Genomic DNA, 19,287 nt, shown 5'->3' on the forward strand with positions numbered 1-19,287 from the left:
CCGTCTGGCTTGTTTTCCCACCCCCTAAGAAGACAGGAGCGAATCCCCATGCGACATCCCAGGTTCGGGCTGCACGCACGTCCCCTCGTGGGCGCGCTGATGTGCACCCTCACGCTTGCTGCGTGTGGTCCCGCGGAAGAGCTGGACGCGGCCCAGGGCGTGCCGGCCCCGGAGCTCGGCGAGAAGCAGAGCGAAGTCGTCTACGGCACGGACAACCGGCAGGACGTCTACGCGCACACGAACGCTACGCTGCGCCTGCGCGCGCAGCAGGCCACGGTGGCGCTGATGAACCCGTCTGACTTCAACGCGTCCAACCCCAACAACGTCACCTTCACCGGCGCGGCGCTGGGCAGCGCCTACAACCTGTGCTCCACCGAGCGCTTCCGGGATGATCCGACGTCGGCCTTCTGCTCGGGCACGCTCATCGCCGACGACCTGGTGCTCACCGCGGGCCACTGCGTCACCAGCGCCTCGGCCTGCACCGAAACGCGGCTCGTCTTCAACTACTACCGCACCGCGGCGGGTTCGCTGCAGACGGTCACCACGGCGGACATCTATAGCTGCACCTCCATCGTGGCGCGCCAGCAGGGCACGGTGAACGGGCAGAACCTGGACTACGCCGTGCTGCGGCTGGACCGGCCGGCCACGCCGCGCTTCACCCCGGCGCCGGTGCGCACGGGCAACACCGCGCTGACGGTGGGGCAGAACGTGGCCGTCATCGGCTCGGGCAGCGGCATCCCGTTCAAGATTGACTCGGGCGGCACGGTGCGTGACACGCGCTCGGGCACGCTGGACTACTTCGTGGCCACCACGGACACCTTCGGCGGCAACTCGGGCTCGGGCGTGTACGAGACGAGCAGCTACACGGTGGCGGGCATCCTGGTGCGCGGTGAGACGGACTACGTCACCAGCGGCAGCTGCCGGGTGGTGAACGTGTGCAGCGAGACGGGCTGCCGCGGCGAGGACATCACCTACGTCTACCCGGCCATCCGCGCCTTCTGCGCCGCGACGAACAACGGCAACACGCAGCTGTGCAGCGGCCTGCCGCCGCCCCCGCCCCCGCCGGCCAACTCGTACGCGTACACCGCGACCAACACCAACAGCGCCCAGCAGAACACGGTGGACAAGACGCTCACGTTCGCCGCGGGCGACGTGGTGGAGCTGGGCACCTGCGGCGTGGACGGCGCCGTGGTGGACGGTGACTCCTTCCTGCGCCTCACCAACAGCGCGGGCACCGAAGTGGCCAACAACGATGACTCGTGCGGAGGCCGTGGCTCCTACATCAAGTACACCGTGCCGGCGGCCGGCTCCTTCACCATCCGCGGCGGCTGCTACTCCAGCGGCAGCTGCGGCGGCACCCTGGTGTGGAAGGTGACGCCGGGCACCCCGGGCGGCGGTGGCTCCAGCGGCTCGTTCAACTTCAGCGCCAGCAACACCAACAGCGCCCAGCAGAACACCGTCAACCAGAGCGTGACGGCGGCGGCCGGCCAGGTCATCCAGCTGGGCACCTGCACGGTGAGCGGCGGTTCCGGCACGGGTGACACCTACCTGCGCCTGTACGGCCCCACGGGCACGCAGGTGGCCGGCAACGACGACGGCAGCGGCTGCGGCACCCTGTCGTACCTCACGTACACCGTCCCCGCGAGTGCGGCCGGCTCGTATCAGATCCGCGCCGGCTGCTACTCCAGCAACACCTGCAGCGGAACGGTGGCCTACACCATCCAGTAGGTCACACGGCGAACCGTAGGCTGTATCGGGCCGCTCGCCCTCGTGGCGGGCGGCCCCCCTCTGGGCGCGGTAGACGCTTGACAGCTCGGGGAGCGAGGTCTAACGCGGTGCTTCATGAGCACGCCCAAGTTCCCGTCGCCGTCCACGCCGGTGTCCATCGAAGGCCCCCTGAAGGTCCTGCTGCTGGAGAACATCCACGCGTCCGCCGAGGAGATGCTCGCGGCAGAGGGCTTCGCGGTGGAGCGGCTCAAGGGAGCGCTCAAGCCCGAGGAGTTGGAGGAGCGGATTCAAGGCGTCCACCTGCTGGGCATCCGCAGCAAGACGAACGTGTGGGAGCCGGCGCTCGCCAAGGCCCCCAACCTGCTGGCGGTGGGAGCCTTCTGCATCGGCACCAACCAGGTGGATTTGAAGTCGGCCAACACCCACGGTGTGCCCGTCTTCAACGCGCCCTTCAGCAACACGCGCAGCGTGGCGGAGCTGGTGATCGCGGAGATCGTCATGCTCACGCGCCAGCTCGGGGACCGCAACCGCGAGGTACACGCGGGCCAGTGGCGCAAGGTGGCAACGGGCAGCCACGAGGTGCGCGGCAAGACGCTGGGCATCGTCGGCTACGGACACATTGGTACCCAGGTAGGCGTGCTGGCCGAGTCCATGGGTATGCGCGTGCTCTTCTACGACGTCATGACGAAGCTGCCGCTGGGCAACTCGCGGCCGACGGCCACGCTGCACGAGTTGCTGGAGAACTCGGACTTCGTGACGCTGCACGTGCCGGCCACGCCGTCCACCGAGTGGATGATTGGCGCGGCCGAGCTGTCGCGGATGCGCAAGGGGAGCTGCCTCATCAATGCGAGCCGAGGCACGGTGGTGGATATTCCCGCGCTGGCGAAGGCCCTCCAGTCGGGCCACCTGAGCGGCGCCGCGGTGGACGTCTACCCGACCGAGCCGGAGACGAACAGCGACGGCTTCGCCACCGAGCTGCAGGGGCTGTCCAACGTCATCCTCACCCCGCACATCGGCGGCTCCACGGAGGAGGCGCAGGCGTCCATTGGCAAGGAGGTGGCCACGTCCCTCATCAAGTTCGTGAGGAGCGGGGCGACCACGGGAGCGGTGAACTTCCCGCAGGTGGAGACGCCGCTGATTCCGAAAACGCACCGCATCCTCAATGTGCACCGCAACACGCCGGGCGTGCTCCGCGACATCAACAAGATCGTCTCGGACCTCAATGCCAACATCCACGCGCAGGTGCTGAGCACGGACGCGAACATCGGCTACCTGGTGATGGACCTGGACCAGGACGTGGCCAACCCGGTGTGCAATGCCATCGCGGGCCTGACGACGGACATCAAGACGCGCATCGTGTCCTGAGCCTGGAGCGCCTCGAAGCCCGGTGCTTCAACCGGGCTCGGGCGACTCGGAAACCGTGGGGGTCCTCTACACGTCGAGGATCTTCCCCGGGTTGAGGATGTTGTTCGGGTCCAGGGCCCGCTTGAGCGTGCGCAGCATCTCGAGCTCAGCGGGCGAGCGCGAGAAGGCCAGGTAGTCCTTCTTGAGCAGGCCGATGCCGTGCTCGGCGGAGATGCTGCCGCCATGCTTGCGCACCAGCTCGAACATCGTGGGATCGGCCTTCTTCGTGTGCGCGAGGAACTCGGCCTTCTCCATGCCCTCGGGCTTCATGATGTTGATGTGGAGGTTGCCGTCGCCAATGTGGCCGAACAGGGCGATCTCCCAGCCCGGGTAACGCGCGCTGAAGATTGCATCCAGCTCGGAGCAGAAGGCCTCCAGGTTCGCCACCGGCAGCGACACGTCGTTCTTGTGCGGCAGTCCCGTGGCGGACAGGCTCTCGCTGATGCTCTCGCGCAGGGCCCACAGCTCGCTGGCCTGCGAGGGACTCTGCGCCATGGTGCCGTCCGTCACCAGCCCGCGCTCGAAGAGCGAGCCCAGCCAGCCCTCCACCTCGGCGGCGTCCTTGCCCTCGGCCTCCATCAGCACATAGCACCCGCTCGGGGCCTCGAAGGGCGAGCGTAGCTTGCGGTGGCGCTGCACACGCGCCAGGCACTTGTCGGTGAAGAACTCGTAGGCGCTCAGTAGCAGCGGAGCGCGGCGAGCCTCGCGGAACAGCCGCAGCACGGCGGCCACGTCCGGCACGGCGAAGAGGAACACGTCCTGCTTGCCCGGCAGCGGCGTCAGCTTGAGCGTGGCCTCGGTGATGACGCCCAGCGTGCCCTCGCTGCCAATGAAGAGCTGGCGCAGGTCCGCACCGGTGTTGTTCTTCTCCAACGCGCCATTGAGCTCCAGCACCTGCCCCTGCGCTGTCACCACCTGCAGGCCGAGCACCCACTGGCGGGTGAGGCCGTAGCGGATGACCTTCACCCCGCCCGCGTTGGTGGCGATGTTACCGCCCACCTGGCTCGAACCCTTGGAGGCGAAGTCCACCGGCCAGGTGAGGCCGTGCTCAGCGCAGTGCCGGTGCACGGCCTCGGTGACGGCCCCCGCCTGCACGCGCACCGTGTTGCCGAGCAGCTCCACCGGCTCCATCCGGTTCATCCGCTGAAGAGACAGCACCAGCTCGCCGCGCGAGGCCACCGCTCCAGCCGCGAGCCCCGTACGCCCACCCGAGGGCACCACCGGCACCCGGTACTGGTTGCACAAGGCCAGCAACCGCGCCACCTCGTCCGTGGTGCGCGGGAAGGCGACCGCGCTCGGGGCAGGGGCATGGACGCGCGTCCAGTCGCGCCCGTACTCCTGGAGCTCGCTGGACTCGCGGGTGAGAAAGTCCGCGGGGAAACCATCGGCAACAGCACGGAGGAACGCCTCGGGGAGCACGTCGGCCATGAGGGGAGCACTAGTGCAGGGGCCCGCCCATGGCAAGTCATCACCGCCCGTCCGCGCCCGGACAGACGTATCGCCTACACCCGGCCGGTCCCGCCCCCCGTGCTTATCCTCCGCGCGGCTCATGGCGGCACGCGCGAGCCGGGGGGAGCCAACATATGGAGCTGCGCAAACCTCTGTTCATCGCGGCACTCGTGTTGCTCGGCCTCTGTGTCCTCGTCGAGGTGGGCGCCTCCATCGTGTTGCCCCGCCCCGTCGCCAGCCGTGCGGACATCGAGGCCAACCTGCGCAGCGAGGGCGCTCAGGACGATGTGAGTGTCGAGGAGGTGCTCGCCATGCAACGCGAGAACCCCCCGACCCCGGGCCTCGGCATCCCCTACCTCGCGCTCGTTGACGGGCTGCTGCTGCTCACCCTCGGGCTCATGGGTGCCAGCCTCCTCATCCCCGAGCGCGTCCACGGTCAGGTCCAAGGGGTGGTATCGCTCGTGGGCGCCATCGTGGCCCTGCTGGCCGGTATCGGCATGCTCGTGGGCGCCATCGGCCTGCTGCTGCTCATGATCGCCCTCTTCACCTCGGTACCCTTCGGCACCATTGCCTACCTGGCCATCTGGGGCTTCTTCAACCGCGGCGGTGCCTCCGCCACGCTCGGCCTCCTCATGGCCTTCAAGGTGGCCGCTGGCATCTGCCTCGTGCTCGCCCAGCCGCGCTTCCTCCAGAACAAGGGCCTGGTGCTGCTCTTCCTCACCTCGCTGGTGGCCGGCGCCCTCCTCAGCATCCTGCACGGCTGGGTACCCATCATCCTTGTCAGCATCACCGATGCGCTGGGCGCCATCATCGTGGCCATCCTCGGCCTCATCTGGGCCGTGGTGCTCTTCATCGGCGCGCTCGTCTCCATCTTCCGGGTGCTCAAGCTCAAGCGCACCGCTACTTGAGCCTCAGCGCAGCTTCACCGGGCATTCGGAGGTGTTCCCCACGCCCAGGGTACACGTCAGCGAGAGCGTGGCCCCCTCCTCGGGTACGTCCAGCCCCCGGCGCTCTCCCAGTCCATCAATGGAGGCGGGAACAGCGGGCCCGCCCTTCGGCTCGAGCCTCACGTCCACCCGGCTCCCCGACAGGGGCTCCACGTTCACCGTGCGCACCCGCGCTCCGGCCTTCGCGATGTCCACCCGGCACGCCAGCCCCCGCGCCACCCTCACGGTGCCATCGGACAACACACAGCCGGTCGTCTTCAGGTCCTCCTCCGCCACCGGCCGCGGCTTGACGAAGCGCTCGCGCAACCGCTCGCGCTCCTGCTTCGACGTCGGACTGGAGCCCCTGGAGGAGTGGTCCTGCGCGCCCAGCCCTACCCCCAGCACGTACAGCGCAACGCAGGCGAACACCGCCAGGATGAGGAGAATGGTGGAGGGCTTGGGCTGGGCCATGGCACGCGCTCCTTAGGGAGTGGGAATCGTGCGCCGCGGCTCGAGCTGCATCTCCTGGAGGAGGCGGTGGTCCCGGATGATGGCCGGCCTCACGCATTGGCCCTCGACACACACCGTTCCGAGCGGGCACCTGGGGCACAGCACGACGCCCCGCGTACAGGTCCCGTTGCAGTCGCCGGTGACACACTGGGAGGGGTGGGTGCACTTCTCCCCCATGGGGATGAGGCAGAAGCCCTGGAAGCACGTCAGCGGAGAGCGGCAATCGTCGTTGCTGTCGCAGGTGTCTCCCAGCGACACCTGCTCCTTGCACGCGCCCGCTTCGCAGCGTCCCGTGACGCACTGCTCGGGCTTCTCGCAGCCGGTGAACCCCGCGAGCCCCCGGCAGGCCGCTTCGTGACACGCCAGGGGCTCCTGGCAGTCATCCGGGCTGTCGCACTTGTCCATCAGGGCCACGCGCTCCTGACAGGTGTCCACCTCGCAGCGGCCCGTGGCGCACTGCTCGCCGCTCGCGCACCCCTTGAAGCCCGCCGTGCCGATGCAGACGTTGCCCGCGCCGCAGGTGAGGTCCTTCCCGCACCGCGGCTCCTTCTTCGCGCAGGCCACCCCGAGCCCGGGCCCCTCTCCCCCTCCACGCGAGGAGAGAATGGCCACCACGACCCCCACGATGAGCAGCCCCCCCGCGGCAAGCGCCACCAGCCACCAGGGGAAGGGCTTCTTCACGGGTGCCGCCGCTTCCCGCACGGTGAAGGCAACCGCGGGTCCCCGGTCGTAGTGCTCGTCCGGGTTGGAGATGCTCGCCGCCACCAGATTGAAGCTGTACGAGCCCGGCGGCGTGCCCGCTGGAGCGGAGATTCGCACCGGGATGACCGCTGTCCCATCCGGCGACAGGGTCCTCTCCATCCCATCCGCGAACGTCAACCACTCGGCGCGAGTGTTGCCGGCCGGCTCCACCGTGGCCCGGACGGTCACTCCCGTCCCCAGCTTGTTGGAGATGGTGAAGGACACCTCGCCGCGGCCCGAGGCGTCTAGCTGCACGCTGCTCGTGGTGGCGGTGATGTCGAAGGCGCGCGGCATCAGCTCGCTCCTGGTGTGGGCTGCTCGAAGTGCAGCTCGTAGGTGACGTAGGCGGGCTTCTCCCGCTCGATGATGGCCTCCACCATGGGCCGGTGCGCGGCCAGCTCCGCCGGAGCGCGCACGCGCAGGTGAAAGGGCCGGGGACGCCCACTGGGGCCGGGTACCTGCTCCTCGATGACGAAGTCCTCGCGCCCGGTGGCCGTCCGCAGGAAGAGCAGCAGCCCTCGGGCCGTGCCACGCCAGCGCGACAGCTCCACCGCCGCGGCCACCAGCTCGCGCATCCGTCCCAAGCCCGTGGTGACGGGCACTCCCAGGTCCACCCAGTGCGCCAGGAAGGGTACGAAGCGCTCCGGCGCGCGCAGCGGGTGGAAGAGAGCCGGCAGCTCGGCCAGCAACGCCTCGGAGGGCGCGTGCAGCGTCTCCATCACGTCCAGCAACGCCACCAGCGGACCATTCTCATGGAGGGTCCGCTGGAAGACGCCGGGCAGCAGCCGGACGATTTCATTCCGCTTCATCGACGGTCACCACCTCGAGCTCATGCGGGCCCGACACCAGGAGCCAGGTGGGCGGCAGCGTCACCTTCTCCGTGAACTCCTGCGTTGAGCAATTCTCGAACTGGCCCCCTGCCTTGCGCTGGCGATGGACACCGGCCGGGCCTCCCGCGAGCAGCAGCCCACCTCCGGGCGCCGCCGCCAGCGCGAATACCGGTTGGAAGAGGCGCTCGCGCTCACGCAAGGGCAGGCCGCTGTCCACCCCGGGGCGGCTCCACGAGGCCTCGCGTCGGCTCGCGTCCATCCACAACACGCCCGCGCGGTGTGTGGCGGCATAGGCCATGGCCCCATCGAAGGCGAGCGCGAGGCAGCTCCCTCCATCCCAGTTCTTGTCCAGGGGGCGCCACCCATCCGGCGGATCCGCCGAGCCGAGCAGCTCCCAGCTCAAGCACCCCTTGCCCGGATCCGCGCCGCTGGCCGCGGCCAGTCCTGCCCAGAGGAAGGAGCGAGGCCCATCGCGCTGCACCTCCAGCACGCGCACGTCCTGGTTGCGCAGGCCGATGTGCCGGAAGCTATTGCCGCGCCCGCCGCTGCTGGAGAGGTAGACGCCGCGCAGGCTCATCCCCGACACCGCGACGCTCACCCCGCCGCGCGCATCCGTGGAGGCGGCCACGGAGAGGAAGCCCAAGTCGTGGTCCGAGGGGTCCACCAGCACCTGCAAGGGGGTGGCACCCTCCTCCACCGCCAGCTCGAAGAGGCCCACGCGCGTGGCCATCAGCAGCACGGGCACGCCATCGCGCACCATCCACGCCAGGTCCTCCACGTGGTCCAGCGTGTGCGTGGTGCTCTCCCACGTCTCGCCGCTGTCCAGCGAGAGATGGATGCGCGAGCGCTGGGGCTCGTCCGTCAGCCGCGCGGCCACAGCCACCAGTCCCGCGCGCTGCGGATGGGCCTCCACCACCTCCACCTGCTCTCCGGGGAAGCGGCCCACGCGCTCCCAACCATCCGCGTCGGAGACCGTCCGGAAGAGGGCATCACCCCCACCGGCGTAGAAGGTGCGGAGCTGGAAGGCGTCCTCGGTGAGCGTGCGCACGTCCTTCGGCACCTCGTCCACCACCAGGCGCACCTGGTCCACGTAGCTGACGCCGGGCTCGGCGAGCAGGGTGTCGTAGACGTGCGAGACGCGCAGCGACTGGCCGAAGCGCCAGCCCCCCGGCTGAAGCTTCGTGGGCAGCGGGTTGAGGGCCTGGTGCAACCGCTCCAGCGAGCGGCGCTTCAGCGCGGCCTGGTCCTCCGCCCGGTGCACCACCACGCGTGCCCGCACACGCACCATCTTGTAGCGCGCCCAGCCCACCTGGCACGTGGTGCCCAAGGGCCGCCGCTCGTTCAGCGCCCTCTCGATACGAGAGCGCGCCTCCTCTGTCTCGTGCTGGCGCAGCGACTCTTGGGTGACACCCTCGCCCGAAGTGCCCTGAACGTTGGGAGGCAGGTAGGGCACCAGCAGCACCTCCACCGCGCCCGGCAGCGCGTGCGCCCAGAGTTGCGCCTGAGTGAAGGCCTTGGCGCGGGCCACCGCTCCCGAGCTGCGCAGCGCCAGCCGCTCGTAGTCTTGGGCGGTGATGGCGCGCCCCAGCGAGTGCAGCTCCTGCGGGCCCCGGACAAGGGCGTTCTCCAGCGTCTCCGCCGCACGGCCACCCACGGCCGGAGAGGGATTGGTCACCTTCACGCCGGGTAGCGCCGTCTTCAGGGTGTCCAAGGTCCCCGCGGCCACGTTGCCCGTGAGCCCTCCACCGCGCAGGTACCACAGCATGATGGCCCGGCCCGCCTTCGGCACGGCCGCCAGGGCGCGAGGCTCCGTGGACAACGCGCCGTCCTCTCCCGTCATGCGGGCCGCGGGCGCGAAGATGACGGTGCCCGTCATCCGGTCCACCACGTAGGCGGGCTCGTCCGACGGCAGGTTGGTGAAGTTCTCCACCTCGCGCCAGATGCGGTACGTCTTGTCCCCCAGCTTGCGCGCCGGCACGCGCCCGTCCAGCTCTCCGGGCAGGGCCTCCACTCCCACCATCAGGTCCCTGCCATCTCCCGTGGGAGCCACGATGGGCGGGCGGCGCGCCGTTACGGACAGGCCCGGCATTCCCGTACCCACTCCCGCCAGCTCTGCCTCCACCTGCTCGCCGTGGTAGGCGAGCACCTCCACCTCCGTGCCTCCCGCGGGAATACGCACGGCCTCGGCGGTGAGGAAGATGACGGGCTCGGCTCCAGCCTCGGCCCGCGAGGTGGTGACACCCGTGCCGCGAGGAATCTCCACCACGCTCGTGGCGGGACGCGCGAGGCTGAAGCGCAGCCGCACCGTGGCGGCGCTCGGGGGCTGCAGCCGCACGCCGAGCAGGCGGAGGAACTCGACGTAGGCCTTCTCCGGCAGCCGGTTGAGCCGGTAGAGCATCGTCTCCGTCAGGTGGGCGAATACATCCAGCAGCACCATGCCCGGGTCATGCGGGGTCAGGTCGGTCCACTCGGGGCTGGCCCGCACGATGCGGTTGCGGGCCTCCTCCAGGAGCTGCTGGAAGCTGCGGTCATCCAGGTTGGGTGAGATCAGCGGCATCAGGCGGCCCCTCCCGCGAGCTCGAGGCCAAAGAGCAGCCGGTCCGTGCGCTGGGTGGTGCGCACGCGGTATTCGAGCGAGATGTCGAGCCGGAAGGGCTCCTCGGCGCTCCGGTTGGCGTCCAGGTCGAGCAGGTCGATGCGCGGTTCCCAGCGCTCCAGCGCCCGGCGCACGTAGTGGATGGCGAGGCCCGCGGTGGTGTCGTCGTTGGGAGCGAAGACAAGCCGGTGCAGCTCGCAGCCGTAGTCCGGGCGCATGACGCGCTCGCCGGGCACGGTGGACAGCAGCAAGAGGATGGCCTGACGCACCGAGGCCTCCTCCTGCACCATGGCGATGCCACCCGAGGGCGACAGCCGCAGGCCGCCGGGCCCGATGCCAACGAGGTCCAGGTCCGGGTGGAGGAAGCGCCAGGCGCGGTAGCGGGGAGCGTTCATCGGCCCTCCGACACGAACGGCTGACCGGGAGTGGTGCAGTGGTACTTCACCACGCCCGGCGGGGTGCCATCCGTGAGCCCGGTGACGATGTCGAGGACGACAGGCTTTCCGTCCACGCGAATCCACGTGGAGTAGCCCGCCTGCACCTTGAGCGTGGTGGTGCACGGCTTGATGGTGGGCCCGATGTTGGGACAACCCGTGATGGGCCGGCCCTCCGGGTCCGCCTGGACGAGCACCGGGCGGCCCTCGATGGTCACCCACGACTGCGAATGGGTGAGGCCGACCTTGCCCAGGTGCGCGCACTGCAGCAATGCGTCCACGGTCACCCAACGCATTCAGTCCCTCCTCCGGAAATCGATGGTGGCGGCTTCGATCGTGACGGACTTGCCGGGGGCCTCGATCTCGAGCGCCGTCTCGGCGTGCAGACGGACGACACCGGGAGACAGCTGGAGGTAGCTGCCTTGCTGGTCCTCCAGGCGGAGCGTGCGCGTCTCGTCGTTGAAGCGCAGCTTGAGCCCTCCCGGGGTGAGCAGGTTGAAGCGGCGCACCGCCGCGCCGGAGATGCCCGTGTCCGGTGGCCCGTTCGTCCCGTAGAGGCCCCCCACCACCACCCCCTGGGCCGGGTCCTCCCCCGAAAGGATGAGCAACACGCTGTCCCCCACGTCCGGCAACATCACCAGGCCCTTGCCCGCGCCGGCGCCCGCGCAGAGCACCTGCATCCAGTCCGTCTCCACATCGCCGCAGGTGGGCAGCGAGACGCGCACCCGGCCCTTGTTGTCGGGGTCATCCACTCGGCTCACCACACCCGGCACCACCGAGGAGGCACGTGGCCGGGCCCGCCGGGGTGGAGGCGCGGAGGACAGCTCGGAGATGAAGCCGTGCATCGCATCCAGCGTGTGCGTGACGGCGGTCAGGACATACTGGCCCGAGACCACTGGCACCACGCCGCGCACGTCCACGCGCATACCGGGGCGCAACCGGGGGTCTCCCTCCGCCACCCCGGTGAGCACCACCTCGCGCGCCAGCCGATGGTCCAGCTCCGCCCGGGCCAGCGCCTCGGCGTGTGCAGTGCCCTCGGCGTTCTCGTTGACGAGGGCCCGCTCGCCGCTGCCCCCCACGCGCTCCGGTGACACCGAGGCCTCCACTCGCCGGCCCACGCGGCCTCCGGAGGGGCTCGCCTTGTAGACCTCGCCCTGGAGGGCGTTCCACCCCGCCGAGGACACCGAGCGGCACGCCGGGTCCCCATTCACTTCCACGCTCGCCTCCAGCAGCGACTCGCCCATCACCAGCGGCACGGGGTCCCCGTATCCGTCCAGCGACAGCAGGCGCAGCACGCCCTCCTCCAGCGCCAGCCACAAGCCACTGCGCTCCGTCTGCTCCACGAGGAACTCGAGGTCCGACTGCCCGTGCTGGATGAGGTGGCGGGAGAGTGGACCAGGCTCGGAGGCCTCGACGGACAGGCCGAGGTCCGACACCAGCTCGCGCGCCAGGTCCCTCGGTGTCACCTGCGCGTGCACCCGCACCGGCTGCCGCTTGCGCAGGCGGTGGAGCAGGTCATAGCACCGGACGCGCACCTGCCGCGTTCCGGAGGCCCCATGGACGTACTCCACCGCCGTCACCTCTCCCACGAAGAGCGGCTCACGCCGAGCGGCCACCGCGATGCGCAGCGCACTGCCAGGAGGCAGGCCGCGGGTGGCCAGGGCTCCTCGCGGGTCCGTGAAGGTGAGCTCGCACAGCGCGGGCAGGGACAGGTGCTGCTGCACACGCACCGACTCCAGGGCGCGCAGCTCCTCGGGCGCCATCGGCGTCCCGTCCACCTCCACCCGCAGCTCGGGTAGTCCCCGGACGGACTTCATGTCGACCCCCGAATCGCCGAGGCCGGCGGCAGGCGCAGCACCGTGCCCGTGCCCAGGTGCATCGGGTCGTTGATGCCATTGAGCGAGGCGATGAGCCTCCACATGGACGGGTCCCTGTAGCGCTCCCAGGCGATCTCATCCAGGCGCTGGCCCGAGCCCGGATCCGGCCCACCACTGAGGACCGACTGGGTGTCGAAGGCTTCGGGAGGGAGACTCCCGGCGACTTGATTGGCCAGTTGCTCACTCTCGGCGCCGACGCCGCCCGGGGGAGCGCGTGGGGCTTCCACCTGCCGGGCAACCTCCTCCTCCACGCGCAACAGGCGCAGCGAGAGCCAGGAGCGCCGAGGCGCACCGGTGGCGGTGAAGTGCTCCAGCCGCTCGGCCACCGAGGCCACCACGCACGCCATGTTCAGCACCTTGCCCCAGACGACGCGCAGCAACGAGGGGCGGCCGTACCCCTCCTCGGCATGCGCGTTCTCCGCGAGCTGCCACAACGGTCGCGTCAGGTCCCTCACGTCCTCCGACGTCACCGAGGAGCCCGCCAGCGTCACGTCGAAGAGCAGCTCCAGCTTGAGCTCGGTGGTGCCGCCACCTGTGAAGAGGAGCGGATCGTCCATGAGTCCCGTCCCCGTGAGCGGCATGCCCAGTGCGCGCCGGGGCCGTACTCCCGCCGTCCGGCGCACCACGAGCGTCTCCGGATTGAGCAGTGCGCCCAGCCGGAGGCCCTCGGGCTCGATGAGGAAGGCCACGCGCTCCATCACTCACCTCGCTGCTCGCGATCCAGCCGGCGCAAACGCTCCCAATCGCGGAGCGCCGCCAGCGGATCGCCGGGTTCGGGGGAAGGAAGCTCTGGGGGCTCTGGCCACGAGGATGAAGCATCCGAGGAGAGCGCCACGCCGGGAGTAGAGGACGACTCAGCCCTGACCAGTTCCCGGGGGAGCAAAGTCTCCCAGCCAATGGATTCCGGCATCGGGAACAGAGAGGACCGCGTCACCGGCGATGGGACGGCGCCCATCACCCCTCTCCCTCTGGGAGAGGGACGGGGTGAGGGTGTGAAAGACTCCGGCCCCGGGTTCCCTCGCTCGACCGTACGCGTCTCGAGAGAGGGTGTGGGCCTCTGGTTCTCCGGGGACGAAGAGGTCTCGGGAAGCGGGCGGAGTGGCAGCGCTCGCGCACGGGTGAAGCGCGCGCCCTCTTGCGTGCCCGTACGGGATGTCGCGGGAGCAAAGCCACCTTCACGCGGCATCGGAGTGGAAGCCTGCTCACGAGGAACGAGCAGACCACCCCGAGCTTCCCGGCGCGTGGAGCCGGACACAGGAAACTCAGACCCGGACTCCGGCAGCGGACGAGACGAAAGCTCGGCGGCGTGAGGCCCAGTGAGCGGCGCGGGCACGGACGTAACGTTCTTCGCGTTCTCCACGAACGAGGCCGCATTCGCCGGTACCTGGGGCTCGGAGGGCTGCACTCGCCGGGTGCCCACCTGCTCCTCGCGAGTGGGCGGCGAGGGCTTCGCCAGACGAACACGTGGCCGCGACGAGGGCACGGGCACAGCACCCACGCCAGGCACGGGCTCCTGACGAGGAGGGACCACGGGAGCCCGGGGCAGAGGAGGCACAAGCTCAGGAGGAGCCTCGGGCGGAGGCGGCTGCGCATCCCCCAGATCGAGACCCACGAGCAGGTGCGGCGCACCATGGCGCACGCGCTCCACCCAGTCCGCGGGAGGGCCTCGCCGCGTGGATTGCACCAATCGCTGCCAGTGCTCCGGTGGGCCTCCCCCTTCCGGTCCCCTCGTGTCTTGCGCGGAGGACCCGGACGACGCGGACGACGGCGGGACGACCCTCACCCCTCCCCTCTCCCAGAGGGAGAGGGAGTCTTCCACGGGCGGCTCCACGGTGGGCTCGTTCAGGACGGACTCCGCCCAATCCTTCACCCACCGCGCCACCACTCGCACCAGGGCTCTCCCCCGGCTCTTGTCGGCATGCTCAGCCGCCACGGTTGATGGACTCGAAGACGAGCGTGACGGACTCGATGGCCACCATCTGCCCCAGCGCATCCAGCGCCGAGCCCTTCCACCCGCAGGGCCACGCATCCAACAGGTTCCAGCGGAACACCTCCGTCAGTCCGTCCGGTCCTGTCATCAGGATGGAGACATTCTTGCGGCTCGGCGTGCCGTTCACCGACTCCATGAACCAGTTCCACAGCTCGCGCGAAGTGGTCAGCCCGTAGCGCAGGGTGACGTCCCCGTACGCCACCGGCCCCGCCAGCCGGCGCACCACCGCGCCCGCCCCGCCCTCGCGGTAGCGCAGCGCGTTCACCGTCACCTCCAGCCCGTAGCACTCGGTGAAGTGCCCCTCGTTCACCCCGTTGATGTCCAGCTTGAAGTTGTATCCACGCAGCAGCTCCGCCTGCGTTCCCGGCTGGGCACCCGGCTCCTGTGGGGGTGGAGTCTCCGCCGTCTTCGGATCAGCCACGAGCCACCTCCTCCGTCTGCTCCACACCGCCCGAGTGCTGGCCGATGCGGAAGATGATGAACTCCGCCGGCTTCACCGGCGCGATTCCGACGACGCAGATCAACTGGCCCGCGTCCACCACCTCGGGCGGGTTCGTCTCGTCGTCGCACTTCACGAAGAACGCTTCATGCTCCGTGCGGCCCACCAGCGCCCCGTCCCGCCACAACCGCCTCAGGAAGGCGCTCACATCGCGGATGACAGCGCGCTTGAGCGAGTCATCGTTCGGCTCGAACACCACCCAGCGCGTCCCCTGGCCGATGGTCTCCTCCACCATGCAGAAGAGCCGGCGCACGTTGATGTAGCGCCACTCGGGGTCGCTCGACAGCGTCCGGGCGCCCCACACCTTGATGCCGTCCCGAGGGAAGAAGCGGATGCAGTTGACGCCGCACTGGTTGAGCACCCCCAGCTCCTCGCGCGTCAGCGGTGTCGCCAGGCCCTCCGCCGCATTCACCGTCTCGTTGGCCGGCGGCTTGTGCACCCCGCGTGTTCCATCCACCCGCGCGTAGATGCCCGCCATGTGTCCGGACGGCGGCGCGTTCACCAGCCGCTTCCGATCGAACGGGTCGTACATGGAGACCCACGGGAAGTAGTACGCGCCGTACTTCGAGTCCCGGGCCCGCTCGCCCCGGGAGCGGCGTGGTCCCGGCCCGCCCTCCCCCTCCTTGCCCGCCGGTGGCGCCGAGACCGTGCCCACCTCGCACAGCCGCTCGACGGTGGCGTCCTCGGGCGCGTCCAGCACCGCCACGCGGTCCTGCATCTGCTCGGCATGGGTGAGCAGCGCGTTGTAGGAGCCCGGGTCCGTGTAGCCAGGTGCCGCGACGATGGCCACCTCATCCACCTCGCGCAGCACGTCCAGCCCTTCGCGCTTCGGTCCGCTGCCCAGCAAACTGGGGCTGTCGCCGATGTTGACGACGAAGCAGCGCCGCCCGCCGTTCTCGAAGAAGCCGTAGACGGCCAGCGACAGCGGTGTGCTCTTCACGTCCTTGCCCTGGCAGAACTCCTTCACGAACTGGGACCAGTTGTTGATGGCCACCGGCTCGTGGAGACGCGCGCCAACATTGGGGGCCCTGCCTACGAAGCCCGCCGTGCTCGTCCCCGCGGCCTCCAGGGGCTTGGGCCCGGTGGACACCTCTTCGATGTAGATACCGGGTGTCAGATAGCTCGTCGCCACGTCATCCCTCCTTCAACGGCAGCCGCACCAACAGCGCCCCCTCCTCGGTGGGGAGCTCCTCGGCACGCACCGCGAGCACTTCTCCCTTCGCACGCACCTCCAGCCGTCCGAGCGGCGTGTCGGCGGGCACCGAGGCAATGCGGAAGCGGCCCTTCGCGTCGGTGCGCGCGCTCAGGCCCATGGACGGCAGCTCCACCTGGGCATCCGGAATGGGGATGTCCCCAGGCCCTACGACACGGCCCAGCAGCACCGCTCCTGGCACGGTCCGGGTGATGAGCGGCACCCTCACGCGAGGAATGGCCGGAAGCGGACGCTCGCGCTCCAGCGGCACACGCAGGCGGAAAGCGGGCCTCGGTGGCACGCCCAGCGCTGCCCACAGCGGCACCGGTACAGGCGTGAGGTCCACCTCGAAGCTCGGCTCCTCCATGGCCGCGAAGACGAGCTCGCCCAGCAGGTGGTGGGCACGCTCCGGAGATTCCCCACCCGTGGTGACGAGGTAGCAGAGCGACACCCGCAGCGGGGGCCGGCGCGACGTGCGGGGCGGTGGCGCCGGAGCGAGCTCCAACAAGTAGAGCCCCACGCGCCGCTCCACGGACTCGCGCTCCGGCACGGCCAGAGAGACAGGCGCATCGCCAAGCACCCGCCCTACCCAGCTCTTCAAGCGTTGATCGACCTCGTCGATCATAAGCCCCTTCGCCGAGGTTTCGGGGATTTCGAGAGTTGGCTCGCGTACCCTTCCTCGGAGTGCCGCGAGACTGGGCACGTGCCAAAGGCCAAGGAACTGGTCCCAGGGGAGGTAGGGGCGTCCGCGCGCTGACACTCGGGTGCTGCAACGAGCGCGGTGCTCAGCGCTTCGGCCAGTCCGCCAACAGCCGCACGGCCTCCTCTTGCTGGCTCCACCCCACCTTGCCGCTCAACATGCGCGGGCTCGAACCGGGGGTCAGGAGGCGGATCTCCTTCCACACCGGTGCGATCGCGTCGTAGCGAGCCTCCCATGCGCTCCAACGCTCACCGCCCGCGGCGGCCACGGCGCGCTCCACGCACGCATCGAACGCGGCCTCCGAGGGCAGGTACCGGAGCTGCTCGATAAGGTGAGGCATCTCGCCCGCTCTCACACGCAGGGTAGAGCGCGTGCCGATGATGGCTCGCAGCACCTCCGTCCCCTGATGCCTCGGCAGGAAGGCGACGTAACCGGGACGAAGCACCGCGTACCCCCTTCGGGAGGTGCCGTCCTGAAGGGTGGCCTCGAAGCAGAGCACATCCGCCAGACGCTCGGTGCGCACGGAGTCCAGCAGCGGCGGCTGGCGGCGCAGCTCCATCAGGACCGCGAGGAGATGGCTCTGCGCCATGTCTTGGATGAAGAGCTTCCGCTCGCCCAGGACGCGCACGCCGAGGAAGGAGACCTGGAGCCCCTCCTCCATGATGGAGCGCAGCGAGAGCTGCACCGGCTCGCCCGTGTAGGGTTTCCACACGAGCCGCTTGCTGGTGAGCCAGTACTTGCCGGAGCACAGCACGCCATGGACGATGTTCGCGAAGAGCAGCGACAGCAGCACGAAGGCCAGGAGCCCTCCGCCCCACCGGTTGGCGAGCGGCCCCAGGACGAGTGTCCCGATGAGCGACAGGTAGAGCCGGAGCGCGAACGCGAAGTCCGCCGTGTCGCCCTCGAACAGGCGCACCTCGCCCGGGATGGGCTCCAGGGAAATGGCCTCGAAGACGAGCTTCTCGAGCCGGGAGAGCGCTTCCACCAGGGAAGGAGCACCAGACACGGGCGCCAGCTCATCGAGCCGCTTGCGAACGAGCGCCTCCAGCCGGCTCCGGAGCATCCAGACGTCCCGAATCGTGACGAGCACCGGGGACTGCACCGGCCAGCCGTCCGCCTGGGCGCGGCGCTGAATGCGCTCCATGGCCTCGTCGAAGGCGGCTTCGTGGCGCAGCACCGCTTCGAGTGCACCAAGCTGCGCGCGCAGGTGGCGCTTCCACCTCTTGCCCGAGAGGAGCGACTCCAGCGCGGCGTAGCGCTCGCGCGAAGCCTCCACCACCTCGACACGACCCTCGAGCTGACGGCGCATGTCCTCAGCGCTGGGGACCCCCACCCGGGCAGGGGAAACCTCTGTGCGCAAGCGCTCGGACATGGTGGCCGAGCAGCATAACGGGTGCGCGGGCCCGCGACGTCCGCGCGCGGCCCACCGGTGTCAGGTCGGCGACGCCGCTTGCCCCTCGGACGAAGCCGGAGCCGGAGCAGGCGTCGAAGCCGGAACAGTGGGCGAGGCCTCCGCGGGAGTCGGCTCACCGGTAGGAGCCGTCGTGCCAGGCGAGGCAGGGGCGACCTCTCCCTCAGGCGCTGGAGGCAATGCCACCGGAGGCACCACCTCGCCCGCATCGGGTACATGCGCGACCTCCGCCGGAGGACCGGCCGGAGAACCCGTCACGGGCGAGCCCTCCACGGTCGGGGCACCCGCCTGCGCGCCCTCCGCCGGAGGAGGAGCGGCCGGTGCGGGAGCGGATGGCTGCGCCGGAGCCTCGGCCTGCTCCACCGGAACCGGAGCGGGCGCCGGCTCAGGCTCGGCCACGAGCGGAGAGAAGCTCGCCTCCACCTGCTTGCCGAGGTTGGCCAGGCCCTCCTCGAGGTAGCGGCCCAGTCTCGAGCGGATGAGGAGGACCAGGTAGTGCGCGAGGGGGCTGGCGCCGACGTCCCCCTCGTCCACCCACGTCACCCGAGTGCCCTGGCCCTCGGGGGCGAAGGAGATGCTGCCGTGCAGGAGGTACCGGCCGTGCTCCACCGACATGTCATAGACCACGCCCGTCTTGGGGTCGGCCTGGGTGAGGGAGAGGGTGCCATTGCCCACGCTCCCGCCGCTCCAGCTATGGACGGCGCCGACGCCCACCTGGGGCCCTCCGTACATCCAGTTGCTGCCCGGGTACTTCTTCGCGCTCCACGGCCCCCACTCCTGCCAGCGCTCGAGGTTGGCCACATGGCCGTAGATGACCTCGGGCGGGGCCTGGATGATCGTCGAGCGCTCGACGCGGAACTTCGACGGCAGCGCGAAGCCGATGACGAGCAGCAGCCCCACCAGGGTCGCGAAGGCGATCAGGATCTTCTTGAGCATCGAGCAATTCCAGGGGCCAGCTACACCCGGAGGGCACACCGTAGCAGACCCCGGCGATCGGTCG

General features: G+C 69.9%; 17 protein-coding genes. 3 read left to right on the top strand and 14 right to left on the bottom strand.

Translation table 11 applies throughout. The annotated features are described in order from the left end of the window. The first annotated feature begins 48 nt into the window (after positions 1 to 48). Positions 49 to 1,728 (top strand): trypsin-like serine peptidase, encoded by a 1,680-nt coding sequence (locus tag OV287_RS45690; RefSeq protein WP_267540355.1) that lies wholly within the window; start codon positions 49 to 51, stop codon positions 1,726 to 1,728. A 114-nt stretch (positions 1,729 to 1,842) separates the two neighbouring features. Further along, the gene (gene serA / locus OV287_RS45695) at positions 1,843 to 3,093 is read left to right on the top strand and encodes a phosphoglycerate dehydrogenase (protein WP_267540356.1); all 1,251 of its coding nucleotides are present in this window, start codon (positions 1,843 to 1,845) and stop codon (positions 3,091 to 3,093) included. 66 nt (positions 3,094 to 3,159) lie between these two features. On the opposite strand, the gene OV287_RS45700 is transcribed toward serA, so the two are convergent. Further along, a complete protein-coding gene (locus OV287_RS45700) occupies positions 3,160 to 4,560 on the bottom strand; it encodes an FAD-binding oxidoreductase (protein WP_267540357.1) in 1,401 nt (466 codons plus the stop codon). 155 nt (positions 4,561 to 4,715) lie between these two features. On the opposite strand from OV287_RS45700, the gene OV287_RS45705 reads away from it, so the two are divergent. Further along, positions 4,716 to 5,489 carry a hypothetical protein gene (locus OV287_RS45705; RefSeq protein ID WP_267540358.1) on the top strand — a complete coding sequence of 258 codons (774 nt, stop codon included), beginning with the start codon at positions 4,716 to 4,718 and terminating at the stop codon, positions 5,487 to 5,489. Between the two features lie 3 nt (positions 5,490 to 5,492). On the opposite strand, the gene OV287_RS45710 is transcribed toward OV287_RS45705, so the two are convergent. From OV287_RS45710 to OV287_RS45770, 13 genes are all read right to left on the bottom strand, one after another. After that, on the bottom strand, positions 5,493 to 5,978 hold the full coding sequence (locus OV287_RS45710) for a hypothetical protein (protein WP_267540359.1): 486 nt from the start codon (positions 5,976 to 5,978) through the stop codon (positions 5,493 to 5,495). 12 nt (positions 5,979 to 5,990) lie between these two features. Then, positions 5,991 to 7,052 (bottom strand): COG1470 family protein, encoded by a 1,062-nt coding sequence (locus tag OV287_RS45715; RefSeq protein ID WP_267540360.1) that lies wholly within the window; start codon positions 7,050 to 7,052, stop codon positions 5,991 to 5,993. Next, positions 7,052 to 7,567, bottom strand: a complete 516-nt coding sequence (locus tag OV287_RS45720; RefSeq protein WP_267540361.1) for a phage tail protein — start codon at positions 7,565 to 7,567, stop codon at positions 7,052 to 7,054. Before OV287_RS45720 ends, OV287_RS45715 begins: the two co-directional genes overlap by 1 nt. Beyond that, complete coding sequence (locus OV287_RS45725; RefSeq protein ID WP_267540362.1) at positions 7,554 to 10,145, bottom strand: putative baseplate assembly protein; 2,592 nt, start codon at positions 10,143 to 10,145, stop codon at positions 7,554 to 7,556. Before OV287_RS45725 ends, OV287_RS45720 begins: the two co-directional genes overlap by 14 nt. Continuing rightward, entirely contained in the window at positions 10,145 to 10,579 is a 435-nt protein-coding gene (locus OV287_RS45730; protein WP_267540363.1) for a GPW/gp25 family protein, read from the bottom strand. Before OV287_RS45730 ends, OV287_RS45725 begins: the two co-directional genes overlap by 1 nt. Then, positions 10,576 to 10,914 carry a hypothetical protein gene (locus tag OV287_RS45735; protein ID WP_267540364.1) on the bottom strand — a complete coding sequence of 113 codons (339 nt, stop codon included), beginning with the start codon at positions 10,912 to 10,914 and terminating at the stop codon, positions 10,576 to 10,578. Before OV287_RS45735 ends, OV287_RS45730 begins: the two co-directional genes overlap by 4 nt. Continuing rightward, positions 10,915 to 12,435, bottom strand: a complete 1,521-nt coding sequence (locus OV287_RS45740; protein WP_267540365.1) for a phage baseplate assembly protein V — start codon at positions 12,433 to 12,435, stop codon at positions 10,915 to 10,917. Next, positions 12,432 to 13,193 (bottom strand): CIS tube protein, encoded by a 762-nt coding sequence (locus tag OV287_RS45745; protein ID WP_267540366.1) that lies wholly within the window; start codon positions 13,191 to 13,193, stop codon positions 12,432 to 12,434. Before OV287_RS45745 ends, OV287_RS45740 begins: the two co-directional genes overlap by 4 nt. A 1,224-nt stretch (positions 13,194 to 14,417) precedes the next feature. Then, the gene (locus tag OV287_RS45750) at positions 14,418 to 14,906 is read right to left on the bottom strand and encodes a phage tail protein (RefSeq protein ID WP_267540367.1); all 489 of its coding nucleotides are present in this window, start codon (positions 14,904 to 14,906) and stop codon (positions 14,418 to 14,420) included. After that, a complete protein-coding gene (locus tag OV287_RS45755) occupies positions 14,899 to 16,116 on the bottom strand; it encodes a phage tail sheath family protein (protein WP_267540368.1) in 1,218 nt (405 codons plus the stop codon). The genes OV287_RS45750 and OV287_RS45755 overlap by 8 nt, the downstream gene beginning before the upstream one ends. A gap of 1 nt (position 16,117) precedes the next feature. After that, positions 16,118 to 16,801 (bottom strand): carboxypeptidase-like regulatory domain-containing protein, encoded by a 684-nt coding sequence (locus tag OV287_RS45760; protein WP_267540369.1) that lies wholly within the window; start codon positions 16,799 to 16,801, stop codon positions 16,118 to 16,120. Between the two features lie 160 nt (positions 16,802 to 16,961). Continuing rightward, positions 16,962 to 18,185: a hypothetical protein gene (locus OV287_RS45765; protein WP_267540370.1), complete on the bottom strand. Its 1,224-nt coding sequence runs from the start codon at positions 18,183 to 18,185 to the stop codon at positions 16,962 to 16,964. Between the two features lie 123 nt (positions 18,186 to 18,308). Then, the gene (locus OV287_RS45770; protein ID WP_267540371.1) at positions 18,309 to 19,223 is read right to left on the bottom strand and encodes an SRPBCC family protein; all 915 of its coding nucleotides are present in this window, start codon (positions 19,221 to 19,223) and stop codon (positions 18,309 to 18,311) included. Positions 19,224 to 19,287: the final 64 nt, after the last annotated feature.

The organism is Archangium lansingense, assembly GCF_026626635.1.
In the GTDB taxonomy this organism is placed as follows: domain Bacteria; phylum Myxococcota; class Myxococcia; order Myxococcales; family Myxococcaceae; genus Archangium; species Archangium lansingense.

Bases quoted from the DNA above. Each gene is read 5' to 3' on its own strand.
- OV287_RS45700 (WP_267540357.1), bottom strand. From the start codon at position 4,560: ATGGCCGACGTGCTCCCCGAGGCGTTCCTCCGTGCTGTTGCCGATGGT.
- serA (WP_267540356.1), top strand. From the start codon at position 1,843: ATGAGCACGCCCAAGTTCCCGTCGCCGTCCACGCCGGTGTCCATCGAA.
- OV287_RS45745 (WP_267540366.1), bottom strand. From the start codon at position 13,193: ATGGAGCGCGTGGCCTTCCTCATCGAGCCCGAGGGCCTCCGGCTGGGC.
- OV287_RS45710 (WP_267540359.1), bottom strand. From the start codon at position 5,978: ATGGCCCAGCCCAAGCCCTCCACCATTCTCCTCATCCTGGCGGTGTTC.
- OV287_RS45725 (WP_267540362.1), bottom strand. From the start codon at position 10,145: ATGCCGCTGATCTCACCCAACCTGGATGACCGCAGCTTCCAGCAGCTC.
- OV287_RS45735 (WP_267540364.1), bottom strand. From the start codon at position 10,914: ATGCGTTGGGTGACCGTGGACGCATTGCTGCAGTGCGCGCACCTGGGC.
- OV287_RS45765 (WP_267540370.1), bottom strand. From the start codon at position 18,185: ATGCGCCGTCAGCTCGAGGGTCGTGTCGAGGTGGTGGAGGCTTCGCGC.
- OV287_RS45720 (WP_267540361.1), bottom strand. From the start codon at position 7,567: ATGAAGCGGAATGAAATCGTCCGGCTGCTGCCCGGCGTCTTCCAGCGG.
- OV287_RS45705 (WP_267540358.1), top strand. From the start codon at position 4,716: ATGGAGCTGCGCAAACCTCTGTTCATCGCGGCACTCGTGTTGCTCGGC.
- OV287_RS45730 (WP_267540363.1), bottom strand. From the start codon at position 10,579: ATGAACGCTCCCCGCTACCGCGCCTGGCGCTTCCTCCACCCGGACCTG.
- OV287_RS45715 (WP_267540360.1), bottom strand. From the start codon at position 7,052: ATGCCGCGCGCCTTCGACATCACCGCCACCACGAGCAGCGTGCAGCTA.
- OV287_RS45760 (WP_267540369.1), bottom strand. From the start codon at position 16,801: ATGATCGACGAGGTCGATCAACGCTTGAAGAGCTGGGTAGGGCGGGTG.
- OV287_RS45690 (WP_267540355.1), top strand. From the start codon at position 49: ATGCGACATCCCAGGTTCGGGCTGCACGCACGTCCCCTCGTGGGCGCG.
- OV287_RS45770 (WP_267540371.1), bottom strand. From the start codon at position 19,223: ATGCTCAAGAAGATCCTGATCGCCTTCGCGACCCTGGTGGGGCTGCTG.
- OV287_RS45740 (WP_267540365.1), bottom strand. From the start codon at position 12,435: ATGAAGTCCGTCCGGGGACTACCCGAGCTGCGGGTGGAGGTGGACGGG.